This window comes from Ottowia sp. (assembly GCF_046348305.1).
In the GTDB taxonomy this organism is placed as follows: Bacteria; Pseudomonadota; Gammaproteobacteria; order Burkholderiales; family Burkholderiaceae_C; genus Ottowia.
This window is the reverse complement of record NZ_JAXMEM010000004.1, coordinates 1-16,660: the sequence shown is the minus strand read 5'-3', so window position 1 is coordinate 16,660 and position 16,660 is coordinate 1. Positions and strand designations below refer to the sequence as shown.

The following is a 16,660-nucleotide window of genomic DNA, read 5'->3' as shown; positions in this document are numbered from 1 at the left end:
TCTTCTTCAGGCATGGGCGCCGGCGGCGGGGGTGCTGGCCTCTTCGTCCATCCAGTCCACATGGCGCATCTTGCGCACCAGCACGAACTCGTCGCGGTTGGTGCCGATGGTGCCGTAGTAATTGAAGCCGTAGCTGTACTGGGCGTAGCCGCCAATCATGTGCGTGGGCTTGAGCACGATGCGCGTGACCGAGTTGTGAATGCCACCGCGCGTGCCGGTGATCTCCGAGCCCGGGGTGTTGATGATCTTCTCCTGCGCGTGGTACATCATCACCATGCCGGGGTTGACGCGCTGGCTCACCACCGCGCGCGCCGCGATGGCGCCGTTGGCGTTGAACAGCTCGACCCAGTCGTTGTCCACGATGCCGCCACGCTTGGCGTCGTCCTCGCTGAGCCAGATCACCGGGCCGCCGCGGTTGAGCGTGAGCATGTGCAGGTTGTCGCTGTACGTGCTGTGGATGCCCCACTTCTGGTGCGGCGTGATGAAGTTCAGCGCAATCTCGGGGTTGCCATTGGGCTTCTTGCCCTCGACCTCGTGCAGTGCCTTCAGGTGCACCGGCGGGCGGTAGGAGCAGAAGCCCTCGCCAAAGTCGCGCATCCACGGGTGGTCCTGGTAGAACTGCTGGCGGCCGGTGAGGGTGCGCCATGGGATCAGCTCATGCACGTTGGTGTAGCCGGCGTTGTAGCTGACCTTCTCGCTCTCCAGCCCGCTCCAGGTGGGCGAGCTGATGATCTTGCGCGGCTGCGCCTGGATGTCGCGAAAGCGAATTTTCTCGTCCTCGCGGTGCAGCGCCAGGTGCACATGGTCGCGCCCGGTCTGCTTGCCCAGCGCCTCCCAGGCCTTGCAGGCCACATGGCCATTGGTCTCGGGCGCGAGCATCATCACCACCTCGGTGGCGTCGATGTCGCTCACGATGCGCGGGCGGCCCTGCGTGGCACCCTCCTCGCGCACGCGTCCATTCAGTTCGCCCAGCTGCTCGACCTCGGTCTGCGTGTTCCAGGCAATGCCCTTGCCGCCGTTGCCGATCTTGTCCATCAGCGGACCCAGCGCCGTGAAGCGCTTGTAGGTGTTGGGGTAGTCGCGCTCGACCACGGTGATTTGCGGCGCCGTGACGCCGGGGATCAGATCCACCTCGCCCTTTTTCCATTCCTTCACGCCATACGGCTGGGCCAGCTCGGCCGGGGTGTCGTGCATGATGGGCGTGAGCACGACCTCTTTCTCCACCCCCAGGTGGCCGACGCAGACCTCGCTGAAGGCCTTGGCGAAGCCCTTGTAGATTTCCCAGTCGCTGCGGGACTGCCAGGCCGGATCCACTGCCGCCGACAGCGGGTGGATGAACGGGTGCATGTCCGACGTGTTCAGGTCGTTCTTTTCATACCAGGTCGCCGTGGGCAGCACGATGTCGGAGTACAGGCAGGTGGTGCTCATGCGGAAGTCCAGCGTGACCAGCAGGTCCAGCTTGCCCTGCGGCGCATGCGCGTGCCATTTCACTTCCTCGGGCTTGGCCTCCTGCGGCCCCAGGTCCTTGCCCTGCACGCCATTGCTGGTGCCCAGCAGGTGCTTGAGGAAGTACTCGTGCCCCTTGCCCGAGCTGCCCAGCAGGTTGGAGCGCCACACAAACATGTTGCGCGGCCAGTTCAGCGGGTTGTCCGGGTCTTCGCAGCTCATGGCGAGCGCGCCGTTCTTGAGCGACTGCACCACATAGTCCTTGGGATCGAGGCCCATGGCCTGCGCGTCCCTGACCACCTGCAGCGGGTTGGTCTGCAGCTGCGGCGCGCTGGGCAGCCAGCCCATGCGCTCGGAGCGCACGTTGAAGTCGATCATCGAGCCCTGGTAGTCGGCCTTGTCGGCCAGCGGCGAGAGCACCTCATCGACACCCAGCTTCTCGTAACGCCACTGGTCGGTGTGGGCGTAGAAGAAGCTGGTGGAGTTCTGCTGGCGCGGCGGGCGGATCCAGTCGAGCGCGAAGGCCAGCGCCGTCCAGCCGGTTTGCGGGCGCAGCTTTTCCTGGCCCACGTAGTGCGACCAGCCGCCGCCCGACTGGCCGATGCAGCCGCACATCATCAGCATGTTGATGATGCCGCGGTAGTTCATGTCGCAGTGGTACCAGTGGTTCATGGCGGCGCCGATGATGACCATGCTCTTGCCATGCGTCTTGTCGGCGTTGTCGGCGAACTGGCGCGCCACGGCGATGACCTGCTCGCGCGGCACGCCCGTGATGCGCTCTTGCCAGGCGGGGGTGTAGGGCGTGTTGGCGTCGTAGCCTTGCTCGCCGCTCTCGCCCTCGAGGCCCCGGTTGACGCCATAGTTGGCAGCGTGCAGGTCGAACACCGTGGCCACGGCCACGCGGCCCTGCACGCCTTCGCCGTGGAGGTCCAGGTGGGTGACGGGGACGCGGCGCACCAGCACGTCGCGGCCCTGGTCGTTGGCGTTGAAATTGGGCGTGTCGATGCCGCCGAAGTAGGGGAAAGCCACGTCGACGATGTCATGCGTCTGCGCGCCATCCTCGAGCACGGAAAGCTTCAGCTTGACATCGTTGCCACCCTGGGCCTCTCGGGCCTCCAGGTTCCATCGGCCCTGATCCGGGCGACCTTCCTGGCCCCAACGAAAGCCGATGGAGCCGTTGGGCAGGGTCACTTTGCCCTCAACGTTGTAGGCGACGGTCTTCCAGTCGGGGTGATTGGCCTGACCCAGCTGGCCCTCGAAGTCGCTGGCGCGCACATAGCGGTCGGGCACCATGACGGTGCGGCCGTCCTCCAGCTGCTTTTCCTTCAGCACCACCAGCAGCGGCAGGTCGGTGTAGCGGCGTGCGTAATCGTCGAAGTACGCCGAGCGCTTGTCGAAGTAGAACTCCTTGAGGATCACGTGGCCCATGGCCATCGCCACGGCCGAGTCGGTGCCCTGTTTGGGGTGCAGCCACAGATCGGCCAGCTTGGCGACCTCGGAATAATCGGGCGTGACGGAGACGATCTTGGCGCCCTTGTAGCGCACCTCGGTGAAGAAATGCGCGTCGGGCGTGCGCGTCTGCGGCACGTTGGAGCCCCAGGCGATGATGAAGTTGCTGTTGTACCAGTCGGCCGATTCGGGCACGTCGGTCTGCTCGCCCCACACCTGTGGGCTGGATGGCGGCAGGTCGCAATACCAGTCGTAGAACGACAGCGGCACGCCGCCGATCAGGTTCAGGTAGCGCGCGCCTGCCGCATACGAAATCATGGACATCGCCGGAATGGGCGAGAAGCCGATGACGCGATCCGGGCCGTACTTCTTGATGGTATGGACGTTGGCCGCCGCGATCATCTGGTTGACCTCGTCCCAGCTGCTGCGCACGAAACCGCCCAGGCCGCGCTGCTTTTGCCACTCGCGGCGTGCATCCTCGTTCTCGACGATGGCGGCCCAGGCGTCGACCGGGCTCTTGGCCACGGCCAGGGCCGCGCGCCAGTGCTTGAGCAGGCGCCCGCGCACCATGGGGTACTTCACGCGGTTGGCGCTGTACAGGTACCAGCTGTAGCTGGCGCCGCGCGCGCAGCCGCGCGGCTCGTGGTTGGGCAGATCGGGCCGGGTGCGCGGATAGTCGGTCTGCTGGGTTTCCCAGGTGACGATGCCACCCTTGACGTAGATCTTCCACGAGCATGAGCCGGTGCAGTTCACGCCGTGGGTGGAGCGCACGATCTTGTCGTGCGCCCAGCGATTGCGATAGGCGTCCTCCCAGGTGCGGTCTTCGCCCGTGGTGAGGCCATGCTCGCCTGAGAAGGGTTCTTGCGCTTGGTTGAAATAGCTCAGGCGGTCCAGAAAATGGCTCATAGAAGTCTCCAGTCGCAACGGGGGAAGGGGTGGTGGCTCACGGGTTCTTGATTTCCGAACCATTGCGCAGGTAGAACCACCAGTTCAGCAGCAGGCAAAAACCGTAGAACGCGGCGAAGCCGTACATGGCCAGTTGGGGCGTTCCAGCCTTGATCTGCTCGCCGATGACAATGGGGGCGACGAAGGCGCCATAGGCGGCCACGGCCGAGGTCCAGCCGAGCACCGGGCCCGCCTGGGTGCGGTCGAAGATGACGCCGATGGTGCGAAAGGTGGAGCCGTTGCCGATGCCGCTGGCGGCAAACAGCAGCAGGAACAGGCCGAGGAACATGGGAAAGTACTGCTCGGGCGTCGCCGAAGCGTACGCCAGCTTCATCACGTAGCCGACCGCCACCGAACCCACCACCATCACCGCCGAGACGATCTGCGTGATGATGGAGCCGCCCCATTTGTCCGAGATCCAGCCACCGATCGGCCGCACCGCGGCGCCGACAAAGGGCCCGATCCAAGCTATCGCCAGAATGGGCAGAGCGTTCGGGTTGGGTTGCGTGTGCGTCATCACGCCACTGGCGTCGGGAACGTGGATCACGTCGAAAATCACCTTCATTGCCAGCGGCAGCGCCATCGAGAAACCGATGAACGAACCGAAGGTGACGATATACAGCGCCGTCATGCTCCAAGTGTGCTTGTTGCGAAAGATCGCGTACTGCTTGGTCACCGCTTCCCTCATGGGGCCGAAGGCCGCCAGCTTCATGATCGTCAGCGCCAAGATGATGTCCAGCGGGATCGACACCCACATACTGATCAGGCCCACGCCGGTGGGTGGCGGAAGGTACAACCACAGCCCGAAGATGGCCGGAATGAAGGCCAGCGTGTAGAGCCAGGTCACCTTGGCGAAGGCGACGATGGGATTGCCGGTGTCGGGCGAGACCGTCTTCAGATTGTTCATGCCGAACCAACACAGCAGTGCCAGCGGCACCAGCGAGAACACCCATGTGAAGCCCGCGTTCTGAATCCAGGTTGGGGTGCCCGCGGGGATCTTGCCGAAGATCCAGCCGCTCTCCTTGACCAGCATCTCGCTGCCGCCGCCGAGTGTGCCCAGCAGCGGCAGGGTCATCACCAGCGGCACGACGATCTGCATCGTGGTCACGCCGAAGTTGCCCAACCCAGCGTTCAGACCCAGCGCCGTGCCTTGCAGGCGCTTGGGGAAAAAGGTGCTGATGTTGGACATCGAACTGGCGAAATTGCCGCCGCCCACGCCACACCACAGCGCCATGAGCTGGAACGACCACAGCGGCCACTCGGGGTGCTGGAGCACGATGCCGGTGCCGATGGCGGGCGCCAGCAGCATGGCCGTGGTCAGGAAGATGGTGTTGCGCCCGCCCGACAGGCGCACGAAGAACGAGGCCGGGATGCGCATGGTGGCGCCGGCAATGCCGGCGATGGCGGTGAGCGTGAACAGTTCGGCCTGGGTGAAGGGAAAACCCAGGTTCATCATCTGCACCGTGATGATGCCCCACATGCCCCACACGGCAAAGCCGCACAGCAAGGCCGGAATGGAGATCCAGAGGTTGCGGTAGGCCACTTTCTTGCCATGCTGCTCCCAGAACTGTTCGTCCTCGGGGTGCCATTCGGCGATATCGCGTCCGCCGGCGTAAGGGTTGGTCATGCTGTGCTTTCGGTCAGTGTTGGGGAGACATGTCCTGGACGCGCTCGCCCAGCAGCGGGGTGCGGCGCACTTCAGTCCAGTACATCCAGATCAGCGACACCCAGACCACGCCGTACATCAGCATGAAGGCGCTGGAGCGGATGCCGGTCAAGTCCATCAGCGCGCCGAACATGATGGGCAGGATGAAACCGCCCAACCCTCCGGCCAGGCCCACGATGCCGCTGATGGCGCCGATGTTGCCGGGGTAGTCGTCGCTGATGTACTTGAACACGCTGGCCTTGCCAAAGGCCATGGCCACGCCCAGCACGGCCATGATCGCGGTGAACAGGTAGACGTTCAGGCCGATGTGGAAGGTGCTGGGGCCGTTGACGGTCAGGACCGTGAAGTCGGTCTGCGGGTAGGACAGCAGGAACAGGCAGATCCAGCACACCCACATCACCCACCAGGTCACGCTGTGCGCGCCGTATTTGTCCGAAAGCACGCCGCCAATGGCGCGCAGCACACCGCCGGGCAGCGAAAAGCACGCGGCCAGCAGCGCCGCGACGCGGATGTCCAGGCCGTATTCGCCCACGTAGTACTGCACCATCCACAGCGACAGCGCCACGTAGCCGCCGAAGACGATGCTGTAGTACTGGCAGTACTTGAGCACGCGCGGATCCTTGAGCGCCTTGAGCTGATCGGTGAACCTGACGTTGCTGGGCACCAGGTGGCTGGGGTCGCTGTAGCTGAAGAACCAGAACAGCAGCAGCGCGCCCAGCATGATGGCCGCATATACATGCGGCACGGCGGCCCAGCCAAAGGCCACCAGGATCACCGGCGCGACGAACTTGTTCACCGCCGCGCCCGAGTTGCCCGCGCCATACACGCCCATGGCCGTGCCCTGGCGGTTCTTGGGAAACCAGCGCGCCACATAGGGCGTGCCCACCGAGAAGGCGCCGCCGGCCAGGCCTACGAACAGGCCTATGGTGAGGAAATGCCAGTACTGCGTGGCATAGCCCATGACCCAGATGGCCGGCACGGTGACGGCCATGAGCACGGCCATGACGATGCGCCCACCGTACTTGTCCGTCCAGATACCGAGCGGCACGCGCACCAGCGAGCCCGTCAGTACCGGCATGGCGGTGAGCAGGCCGAACTCGGTTGCGTTGAGATCCAGCATCTTCTTGATCGGGATGCCGATGACGCCGAACATCATCCAGACCATGAAGCACACGGTGAAGAGAGCCAGGGTGCTGACGATGAGCACCGACCAGGCCTGACGGTTTCGGCGTGAGTCGTTGGGCGACGCGGTGGCCATTGCAGGAGTCCTCTCTCTTGGTTTGGCTGCCATCGTCGCGCAACACCTAGGGTTTTCCCATACCCCGGTGGAAGGCCTGCGCCGCTGCAAAGGAACGATGGTGCGGCGCCGAACCCTCTCGAAGAATGCCTCAGGGTTTCATGCATGGCTTTGGGGCCGTATCCTCTCACATGACGCAAGGAGCTATATTTTTCATAGCCCACTAAGATACCCCGGCCTTCTCCCCAACCCATGAACCTGGTCGTCGATGACCATCCTGGTGCGCGAGGCGCTCGCATCCTGTTGCTGGAGAGGCCGGGCTCGAGGGCAGCAGGCGGCGAGCGGCGCGGGGATCGGCCCTGGGCCGCGGCCAGGCGGTGGATCTGGTGCGTGGACTTGCGGCTGCCCGATGGCCGGGCTCGACCTGCTGCGCAGGATCGGGGCGGCGAGCATCGGCACCGCCGTTGTCATGTTCGGCGACCTGCGACGGCAAGAGGCGCTGGCGGCGGCGCGGTGGGCTACAAGACCGAGCCTCGCGAAATCATTGCCGGCGCATTGCTGGTGCTGGCGGGTGGCGTTTACGTGCCGCCGGTGGCCTTGCAGACAGCAGCGCGCACGTTCGACACCCGAGCGGCGCCGCCGGCCTGACCGCGCTCGAATACTGGCCCTGCCATGCAGGGCAAGAACAACAAGCTGATCTGCCCTGGGGCCGCCGAGCCCACGGTGAAGAACCACGTCTCCGCCTCTGCGGGCGCTGGGGTGGGCCGCCCGGCGCTGCGTAGCCCTGGGGTGGGCGTTGCCCACCCGCGAAGCAGCCGCGTCGCGCCGAGCGGCGCAACGCCGAAACCGGCTTTTCCAGCATGGGCAGGCCGCTGGCGGCGATGCGCTCGCGCGTGCCAATGGCGGTGTCGCCGTCAGGATGAGCGCGGGCACATCCGCCCCCACTGGCGGCGAGGCCGAGATGGCCGCACGCCGTCATCGCCGTGGTCCAGGCGCATGTCCCCAGCAGCAGATCGACCGGGCCATGCACGTGATCCGGCGCCGTGCGCAGCCAGCACGCAGCACCCCAGCCTTCGAGCAGCCGCGCCGTGCTCGCCAGCACCTGCGCGTTGTTGTCGATGACCAGCACCCGGCGCTGCATCGATGGCGGAGTCGTTCGCAGCCGTGGGAGGTGCGGCTGGCTGGCGGTTTCGGGCACCGTGACCGCGAAGCGAACCCGTCCGGAACCGAGCGCACGCTGACCTGGTGGCCAAGCAACCGGCCAGCCGCGCGACGATGAAGCCAGCATCCGCCATCGGCCGCGCCGCCTTCGGCGTCGAGCCGGTAAAACTCATCGAAGATGCGCTCCTGCTTGTCGGGCGCGATGCCGATCCCGGTATCCACACGGCGATGCGCAGCCCGGCCGCGTGCGCCGGCAGCCCAGAGCATGGCCCCGCTGCGCGTGTAGCGCACCGCGTTGGCGACCAGGTTGCCGAGGATGCGCTCGAGCAGCACGGATCGCTGGCCACCCAGGCGCGCAGGGCGAATGCGCAGCTCCAGCCCTTGTCCGCGCGGCGCCGCGTGCGCCACGTCCATGCGGTCGAGCAGGCGCTGTACGGAACGCCTCCACCTGCGGCGGATGACGCCCGCGTCCGCTTGGACACGTCCAGCAGGCCGTCGAACAGCGCATTGATGGCGGCGATGGCCTGCTCCACGCAGCCCCAGGCGCCGGCGCTCGGCGGCATCGGTCACGCCGCCATTGCGCCACCATCAGGCAGCGCGTGCAGTGGCTGGCGCAGGTCGTGGCGGCGGCCAGCAGGCGACTTGGCCGGTTCGCATCCGACAGCTCGCGCGTGCGCTCTACCTGCCGCCCCAGGTTGTCGTGGCTGGCTGCAGCTCGCGGCATCTGTTGAAACGCTCTCCCGCTCCAGTTCATCGCCGGAATGCAGGGCGATGCGGTGCGACAACTGCCGATCCGCTCTGCGCCCTGGGCCAGCTCGCGCAGCGGCCGGGCGATGCGCCAGGCCGACCACAGGCCGCCGACAGCGCCGCAGCAGGCTCCCGCCGCCACCCACGCACCCTGCACGTTGGCCCACAGGGGGCGTCGGCCTCTTGCAAGCCTTGTCGACCACGACCCGCCACCCGGCGGGGCCAGCACCACGCTGCTGGCCAGCCGCTCGCCCGTGTGCCTGTCGCCGCAATGCCGGGCGTGGAGGGGCATGGGCTTTCTGCTCATCGAAGCGTGCAGGGTAGCGGACAAGTCCGTGTTACGCAGTACGAGATTGATGTCCGGATGGGCAATCAGCGCCCCGCCGGATCGGACAAGACGAGCCTGTCCCCGATGCGGATTTTCGACACCACATCCCAGATGTCCAGGCTCACCTCGGCGATGGCCACCCGCCCGCCGCGCCCGGCCATGGTCATGAACGGCCGCGCCCTTGCGGAAGCTGACGTCGCCGTAGTACGCGCCGCGCACCTGGCGCGCCCCCGGAACGCAGGCAGGCCCGCGGTCGGCCATCGAATCCACCGGCCCAGCGCCAGCCGCGTTCCGCCAGCTCGCGGCCCGGCGTCGATGAGGGCGATATCGGCAATGGCAGGTGTTGCCGCAGCGCGCAGCGCATCCAGTCGCGCTGCGGGCCGCGTCGGGCGTCCAGGGCAGGGCAGCAGCCAGGTCGTTGCAGCTCGATCTCGCGCAGGAACTGCTGGATGCGCGCGGCGGCCGCATCGGCCTGCGCGGTCTGTACGGCGGCCAGGCGTCGCGCTGCTGGCGACACTGCGCGGCGCTCCAGGCCGCGTAGGCCAGCAGCGGCAGAGACACCAGCAGCGCGAAGGTCGCCGCATGGCGCCGCTGGTGCGCCACCACCCGGCCAAGGGCGCTCATTCGATCCAGCTCGACGGAGCGCAACCGGCGGGTAGATCAGGCCCAGCGCGCGGGCTGCCTTGGCGTTGACGACCAGCCGATGTCGCGCGGCTGCTCCACGGCCATGTCGGCGGCGCGCGCCGCGCAGCAGTCGGTCTGCGATGGCGGCCATCTGCCGGTAGTAGCCGACATTCGGGCCGGCTCACGGTTGCCCGCTCGGCGACAGCCCAGCCCGAAATCCGGCGGCTGAGCTGCGGTGGCGCGCCAGCGCCTGCGCCCGAACGTTGATGAGTTGTCGGCACCCCACGGCGGCCCTCCGCTGGCGATGCGGGGCGCGCGGTGTCGAAATCATCCATCGACTTCAACAGATGCCAGGACAGCGTGAGCCGAGTCGCCGTGCCGCCGCCTGCATCGCGCCGATGGAAGCCCGCGCAGGGCGTTGGCGATCACCGCCACGTGCGTGCCCCGCCATCGTTCAATTCGAGCCGCTTGCCCGCCAGTTCGGTCGATAGCGGTGACGCCCGTCAGATGGCCGCCGGGTGCGACGTGGCGACGCCCCTCGACGGGGTCGCCGCCGATGTTGAAGATCACGGGCGTTGCGCCCGACGCCTTCCTGGCGCCGAGCCATCGGCCCCTGCGCGACGAGCAGATCGACGCCGGATTGCACCAGCTCCGCGCCAGTTCGCGCTGCGTGGCTGTCGCCGTCGCGCACCAGCAGTTCGTAGCCGCCATAGCCACGCCTTTCGGTCCACCCCGGTCGGCCAGGCCCGCGAAAGCGTCCAGACCAGCGCGGAAGCCGCCGCCCCGCCGCGCCAGTCCAGCCCGCACCGACGGCCATGCGCGGCGGGCCGGGCACGGGCATCAGTGGCACCAGCGATGCTGCGGCCGCGGCAATCAACCGGGCGCCCGGGGAAGGTGGTGCGTGGACGTCATGGCGATTCATCTTCCACCCGCAGCCGCAGGGGACTGTTCGCGTACCAGTACCGCACCAGCCCCGTACTCCAGCAAGACCACTGGACGATGCGCGGCGCGCCGGATGGCGACGATGACGCCATCAACAACACGAAGAGGAACCCGCCATGACACTGAACCGCCGCACCCTGTGCCTTGCCGCGATGGCCGCGCTCACCTCCGCTGGCGCGCCGCCAGTCGAGCCGTCCGTCCATCGTCGTGCCGAGCCGCCGGCGGCGCATCGGACAGCGCCGCGGCTGGTGGCCCTCGGTCAGCGCCTGGGGCAGCCTGTCGTCGTGGTGAACCGTCCGGGCGCGGGCGGCGCCATCGCCGCGCAGGCGGTCAGGACGCCGCGGCTACACCCTGCTCTGGGGCCAGTCAGCGATGGCGGGACTGCCGCTGGTGCAGGGCGTTCCCAAAGTTGAGCGAGTTCGCCCGTCGCCAATGTCGTGGAACTCGGGTTTGCGCTGTTCGTCAACCGCGACCTCCGGTGCAGAACTTCGCCGACCTGGTGGCCTACGGGCCCCATCCCGGCCAGTCACCTGGCCACCGGCACGCTTGGCGAATACATGCTGGCCGAGCGCGTGCTCAAGGCCGTGGGCACAGGCCCGGCGTGCCTACAAGGGCGGCGCGCACGATGCCCGACCTCATCAGCGGCCAGGTGCAGATCAACTTCGGCCGATCGCCGGCGGCCGCAGCACGCGAGGCGGGCAAGCTGCGGTGCTGGCCACGGCCCTGCCGCAAAGCCCGCCGCGTGCCGACCCGCCGAACTCGGCGCTCGTCGGCGCGCTGTCCTTCTGGAACGCCTGTTCGCCTTTGGGAACGCCGCCGGAGGTGGCCGCCATATCGGCGGCGGTGGCGGCGCTGCAAGACCCCGCCGTGCAGGCCGCTGCGGGCGGCACCGGCCTGGGCAGCACGCCGCAGCAGCGGCGCGCCGTCGAGGCCGCCACCGCGGCGTGGATGGCCTTCGTGCGCGACTACGGCATCGCCCAGGGTGACGGCCATGCCGTCGCCCATGCCCCGTCTCACTTGCAAGGAGAGTCACCATGAACCGCATTCTGCTCTGCGCCACCCTCGGCATCGCCGCCTGCATGGGCGCCTGCATGGGCGCCTGCGCCAACAGCCATCCGTGTACGCCACGCCGCTGCTCGACATAAGGCGGCCAGCGGCCAATGTGCCCGCTGCCATTCCCGCAAGTCCGCCACCGCACGCGCGCCGGCTGTACGTCCTGGGCCCAGGCCGCGCCCATGGAAGCCCTGCCTGGCGGGGCGATCAGCGCTCGCTGGCTGCTGCGGCGACCAGGGCTTGGACGATGCGATGGTGTCCGCCTGGGCCCAGTACGCAAGCCTGGACGCGCCGTCGGACATGCCGGTGCTGGTGCGCGACCTGAACAGGCCGCGCGCCTGGCCACCGGCTGACCGATGCCGGCTTTGCCCCGGTGTTTCTGGTGAGCGTACCGTGGCCAGGCGCAGGGCCAGCGCAGCGGCCTGATTTCCGCGGGAGGCCAGCAGGGCGCGGGAAAACTACCTGCGCCTGCTGGCTGGGCGTTCACGCTGTTCAGTTCGTGCGCATACTCGCCTACCTGCCCATGGCCTGGGCCTGACAAGCGGCAGTTCGCAGCAGCACTCGCTGCTCACATGGGCGATCACCAGCTCGAACATGACGATGGCGGCCTGCGAAGAACGGCGGCTGAACCGCGCCATCGTGGTCAACATCGGCAATGCGCTGATGTGCCTGGTGATCCTGGCGCTGGTGGCGTTCTACCGACACTGATCGACGGTACAACAGCCATCCCTTTGAAAACAGGGGGCAGTTTTCTGAAAACAGGAATTAACCCTTGTGTGGCAAGCGTTGGCAGCAATCAAAAAGAGAGGCTCTGTTGAAAATCGAGTGGGTTACCGGGCATGAGGGTTGACGGCATGGAAGTCGAGCTTGCCGGCGATCAGGAAGACGACGACCTTGATCGTGTTGAAGGTCGCGAAGCCGCGGGCTCGGCGCTTGGCGGCTTGGAACAGGCCGTTGAGTGCTTCGAGGAAGCCATTGGTCTGGCGGGTTTGTGCCCAGGCGACGATGCCTTCGATGTGACGCCGCACGAGGGCGGCGACGTCTTTCATCGGCTCGACCTTGGAGCGCATGACGCAGGTGCACCAGTGCTCGAGCATCGAGCGCACGACGTTGATCTGCTTGCGCTCGAGGATCTCGCGCAGCCGTTCCTTGTAGACCCAGGCGCGAGCCGTGCGCACCGTGGTCATCCTGGCGACCACGCATCGGATCGGCAGCGGCCTCGGGGTTGAGACTGGCGCGACCTTCAGCAGCACCGCAGCCCCTTGAGCGACTTGTCGCTGCGCTGCTCGATGCGCCGCATCTTGTCCACGGCTTGGCATGCCAGACGACGTGGAACTTGTCGAACGTGATGGGGGTTGGGCACTCATCGGTGCAGCCCTTGATGAACGCCGGCGACATGTCGATGCTGACCGAGTCGATTTGCTCGGGCGGGCAGCCGTGCTTGGCCAGTTCGCCACGATGGTTGACGCGGCATCGCGCCCGGTCACGGCCAGCCTCGGCGTTTTTGCGCATCGGCGGCCAGCGTGATGTAGTCGTGGCCTTGGCGCGCGAGGTTCGTCGATGGCCAACGCGGTGACGTCACTGAAATCGGCGGCCTCCAGCGCCAACTCGACATAGCGACGGCAGATGGCCAGCACCCGGTACGCCAGTGCCCACGATGCGCGCCACCGCCGCAAACGGCATCTGCAGCGCCAGCATCGCACCACGCTCAAGAGCGTGAAGCCCGGTTTACCTGCGAACGGCGGCTTGATCAGCGCTACCCGCCCGTCGGGCAGCCTCACGCGCGGCGTGCGCACCTGCAGCACGCATTCGTGCTGGAAAAGTTCAGGTGCCGGTAGACTTGGTCACGGTGTCGTGCACCGGATCTCGCCGGCCACCGCCTCGACAAAGCAGCTGCCGGCGGTGAAGTCGATACCCACCGTCAAGACCTTGGAGGCCTCGTCGAAGCGGACGCCGGCAACGAACCACGGCTGCGTGATGCCGAGCGCCGCTTCGAACAACTTGTCATGCATGCGAATCGCTCCCTGTTTGTCATGGCCGATGCGTCAACGTGCCGCATCGGCCAAGACGACAGCGTACCGGTTGCTGGCCAGCGTCAAGGGTTCGCCGGCTTCGCCTGCCCCCGGCGCAACCCCTCGATTCCCCTCAAAAAGGGCAAAAGAGATTGCTACTCGGCGCGCTGGCGATCCGAGGCATAGACCGCCGCCTGCACGCGCGAGCTGAGGCCCAGCTTGCGCAGGATGTGCTGCACGTGGATCTTCACCGTGGTTTCGGCGATCTCCAGCGTGCGGGCGATTTCCTTGTTGCTGGCGCCGCGCGCGATTTCGCGCAGCACCTGTTCCTCGCGCGGCGACAGCGGCGTAGCGTCTTCCTCGGTCGGCGGCAGCGGGGAGCCGGGAACGCCCTGGGTCTGGAAGGCCGCCACCAGCTTGCCCATCATTTCGGGGCTGACCACCGGCTCGCCGCGGGCGGCGCGCCGCACCGCCTCGGCCAGCAGCTCGCCGTCGATGGTCTTGAGCAGGTAGCCCTGAGCGCCGTGACGCAGCGCCGTGGCCAGATCGGCGCCGTCCTCGCTGACGGTGAGCATCAGTACACGGCTGCCGGGCGAGGCTTCACGCAGCCCGGCGATGGCGTCCACCCCGCGCACGCCGGGCAGGTGGTTGTCCAGCAGGATCACGTCGGGGCACAGCTGGGGCAGCAGGCGCAGCGCCTGACCGGCGTCGCCCGCTTCGCCCACCACGCGCAGGTCATCATATTGGCTCAGCAAGGCCACCAGGCCGCGGCGCAGCAGCGTGTGGTCGTCGATCAGAAACAGGGTGATGGGCGGGTTCATGCGGTGGCTTGTGTGGCCGCAACGGGCTGGTCTTCGAGTTGGGTGGGTGGCAGCTCCAGGCTCACGCAGGTTCCGCCTTCGGGGGGCGAGTCAAGGCGCAGCGTGGCGCCGATGCGCTGGGCGCGCTCACGCATGATGCCCAAGCCGACGTGCAGGGAATCGGGTGGCACGCTGCGCGGGTCGAATCCGCGGCCGTCGTCCCACACCTCGAAGCGCCAGTGCGGGTGGCGCTGCACGCGCAGCGCCACGCTCTTGGCGCCGGCGTGCTTGCGCACGTTCGACAGCGCTTCCTGCACGACGTGCAGTACCTGAATCTGCACGTCCGGTGCCAGGGGCAAGCCTTGGCCTGTCATGGTCAGCGTGGTTGGTATGTGGGTCTGGTGTTCGAACTTGGACAGCGTGGCGCGCAGCGCCTCCTCGATGTCCTCGTCCAGGGGGCGGGTGCGAAAGTGCACCAGCAGCTCGCGCACGTCGGCCAGGCATTCGTGCACCCCCGCGTCGAGCTCGTTCATGCTGCGCTCGCGCGCGGCGCGGTTGTCCTTGGCGATGGCGTCGCGCAGCAGCTGGGTCTGAATCTTCAGGAAGGCCAGCGACTGCGCGATCGAGTCGTGCAGCTCGCGCGCGATCAGGCTGCGCTCCTGGGACACCGCTGCCTCGCGCTCCAGCGCGCTGGCGCGCAGGCTTTCCATGGCGTTGGCCAGGTGCTGAGCCATGGTGGACAGCAGATTACGCGTGTCCTGCGACAGCTCGTGCGCGCGGCGGTACAGCAGTGTCACTTCCGCCACCGGGCGCTGGTGCAGTTGCACTGGCACGACGACCACGGTTTGGAAGCCGGCCTCGCGGCAATGCGGCAGCGCCATGGCGCCGGGTGATTGCAGGATGGGGATCACGCGCATGCGCGCCTGGGCCTGGGTTTGGCCGCATTCGCAGGCGCCGGTCTTCAGGCAGCGCTCGCGCTCGGCCAGAGCGGGTGGAAGATTGTCGGCGGCCAGCAGTACATAGCCCTCGTTGGCGGCGTCAGCCCAGCGCAGCGCCGCGGCGTCGGCGCCAGCGGCGCGGCGGATCTGTTGCACGAAACCTTGGGCCAGCTCTTCAAGGTTGTCGGCTTCTGCCCCCAGGGCGCTGACCGCGTAGAGCACGGCCAAGCGCTGGTTCTGCTCTTCGACGTCGGCAGTCTTCTCGCGCACCTTGCGTTCCAGGTCGTCGTGCGAGGCCTGCAGCGCGTGGGCCATCAGGTTGAAGCCGGCTGTCAGTTGGCCGAACTCGTCGTCGGTCTCCACCTCCAGGCGCGTGCTGAGGCGGCCTTGCCGCATGGCGGCCAGCGCGTGCTGCAAGCGCGTCACCGGATGCAGAACCAGAAGGTAGCTCAGCACCATGAAAATCACCGCGGCGCCGATTGTCAGCGCCACCAGAAACATGTTGAACAGGTACAGGGTGGCGGTCCAGCGCATGATGCGCGTCTCGATGGCCTGCACGAGGCCGTCGATCTCGCTCACGAAGGCATCGCCGCGCGCCACGGCGGCAGCGCCATTGACGGGAGGCGAGAGGGCTTGCCATTCGCGCTGGATGACGAGCCATTGCGCACGAACTTTTTCGAACTGGGCCCGGGTCTCGTCGTTCCAAGGCACGAACAAGGGACGGTTCGGGTCACCGTTGCGCAACATCTCCAGCCCGGCATCAAAGCGCTGACGCAGCCGTGCCAGCTCCTGAGGCGATTCGTTTTGCTGTGCCAGGATCATGCGCAACATGTTCATGCGCAGGCGCCCGGCCTCGTTGACGGCCGCGGCGCCGCCTTCGAGCTGCCAAGTGACCCACAGGGTGAAGCCGATGGACGCCAGGGCCACCAGCAGCGCCGCCGTGCCCATGGCCAGCAGCTTGGCCGACAGCGTGAATGATTTGCGCATGGCGGCAGTTTAGGGTAGTGCCGCAGGTGCGGCCGGGAGTGGAGTCGGCCGCCGCCGACACAAACGTATATGCAGCAACCCATAGTCCGTGCCTCCTGCCGGTGCCACGAACGTCACGCTCATGAATCGGTTTGCTTCCGTGTCTTGCCCTGTTGGCCCGCCGGCGTGCTGCCACGACGCCTGTGGCTGCGTTCGGCCGCGGCTGGTGAGGCTGCGTTGGCGGCGCCGATTTCGTGACGCCGGTGACCGCGCGGGTCATGTCGGTCATGGGCACGTCCACCGAGGTGGTCAACGTGCCCGGCCAATGCGGCTCGGCGGCTGCGGT

At 67.2% G+C, this 16,660-nt stretch carries 11 protein-coding genes and 1 pseudogene; 4 read left to right on the top strand and 8 right to left on the bottom strand.

Features of this window, described 5'->3' with window-relative positions; translation table 11 throughout:
- Positions 1-6: 6 nt before the first annotated feature.
- The 3 genes from U1F38_RS04205 to U1F38_RS04195 are packed head-to-tail and all read right to left on the bottom strand — an operon-like array spanning position 7 to position 6,764.
- The gene (locus U1F38_RS04205; protein WP_409985810.1) at positions 7-3,801 is read right to left on the bottom strand and encodes a nitrate reductase subunit alpha; all 3,795 of its coding nucleotides are present in this window, start codon (positions 3,799-3,801) and stop codon (positions 7-9) included.
- Between the two features lie 37 nt (positions 3,802-3,838).
- Positions 3,839-5,467: an MFS transporter gene (locus tag U1F38_RS04200; protein WP_409985809.1), complete on the bottom strand. Its 1,629-nt coding sequence runs from the start codon at positions 5,465-5,467 to the stop codon at positions 3,839-3,841.
- Between the two features lie 13 nt (positions 5,468-5,480).
- On the bottom strand, positions 5,481-6,764 hold the full coding sequence (locus tag U1F38_RS04195; protein WP_409985808.1) for an MFS transporter: 1,284 nt from the start codon (positions 6,762-6,764) through the stop codon (positions 5,481-5,483).
- Positions 6,765-7,256: 492 nt separating this feature from the next.
- On the opposite strand from U1F38_RS04195, the gene U1F38_RS04190 reads away from it, so the two are divergent.
- The gene (locus U1F38_RS04190) at positions 7,257-7,391 is read left to right on the top strand and encodes a hypothetical protein (RefSeq protein ID WP_409985807.1); all 135 of its coding nucleotides are present in this window, start codon (positions 7,257-7,259) and stop codon (positions 7,389-7,391) included.
- 327 nt (positions 7,392-7,718) lie between these two features.
- Here the strand turns inward: U1F38_RS04190 and U1F38_RS04185 are convergent, their stop codons facing one another.
- Together U1F38_RS04185 and U1F38_RS04180 are read right to left on the bottom strand one after the other, a co-directional pair.
- On the bottom strand, positions 7,719-8,318 hold the full coding sequence (locus U1F38_RS04185) for a sensor histidine kinase (protein ID WP_409985806.1): 600 nt from the start codon (positions 8,316-8,318) through the stop codon (positions 7,719-7,721).
- Between the two features lie 705 nt (positions 8,319-9,023).
- Positions 9,024-9,146 carry a hypothetical protein gene (locus U1F38_RS04180; RefSeq protein WP_409985805.1) on the bottom strand — a complete coding sequence of 41 codons (123 nt, stop codon included), beginning with the start codon at positions 9,144-9,146 and terminating at the stop codon, positions 9,024-9,026.
- 251 nt (positions 9,147-9,397) lie between these two features.
- Here U1F38_RS04180 and U1F38_RS04175 point away from each other — a divergent pair, with 251 nt between their 5' ends.
- From U1F38_RS04175 to U1F38_RS04165, 3 genes are all read left to right on the top strand, one after another.
- Positions 9,398-9,520 carry a hypothetical protein gene (locus U1F38_RS04175; RefSeq protein ID WP_409985804.1) on the top strand — a complete coding sequence of 41 codons (123 nt, stop codon included), beginning with the start codon at positions 9,398-9,400 and terminating at the stop codon, positions 9,518-9,520.
- A gap of 1,141 nt (positions 9,521-10,661) precedes the next feature.
- Positions 10,662-10,958, top strand: coding sequence for a hypothetical protein (locus U1F38_RS04170; protein ID WP_409985803.1), 297 nt, complete (start codon positions 10,662-10,664; stop codon positions 10,956-10,958).
- Positions 10,959-11,253: 295 nt separating this feature from the next.
- Positions 11,254-11,583: a hypothetical protein gene (locus tag U1F38_RS04165; protein ID WP_409985802.1), complete on the top strand. Its 330-nt coding sequence runs from the start codon at positions 11,254-11,256 to the stop codon at positions 11,581-11,583.
- Positions 11,584-12,428: 845 nt separating this feature from the next.
- Here the strand turns inward: U1F38_RS04165 and U1F38_RS04160 are convergent.
- From U1F38_RS04160 to U1F38_RS04150, 3 genes and pseudogenes are all read right to left on the bottom strand, one after another.
- Positions 12,429-13,610: pseudogene (locus U1F38_RS04160) on the bottom strand (ISL3 family transposase).
- Positions 13,611-13,765: 155 nt separating this feature from the next.
- The gene (locus U1F38_RS04155; RefSeq protein WP_409985801.1) at positions 13,766-14,431 is read right to left on the bottom strand and encodes a response regulator; all 666 of its coding nucleotides are present in this window, start codon (positions 14,429-14,431) and stop codon (positions 13,766-13,768) included.
- Positions 14,428-16,335, bottom strand: coding sequence for a type IV pili methyl-accepting chemotaxis transducer N-terminal domain-containing protein (locus U1F38_RS04150; protein ID WP_409985800.1), 1,908 nt, complete (start codon positions 16,333-16,335; stop codon positions 14,428-14,430). Before U1F38_RS04150 ends, U1F38_RS04155 begins: the two co-directional genes overlap by 4 nt.
- Positions 16,336-16,660: the final 325 nt, after the last annotated feature.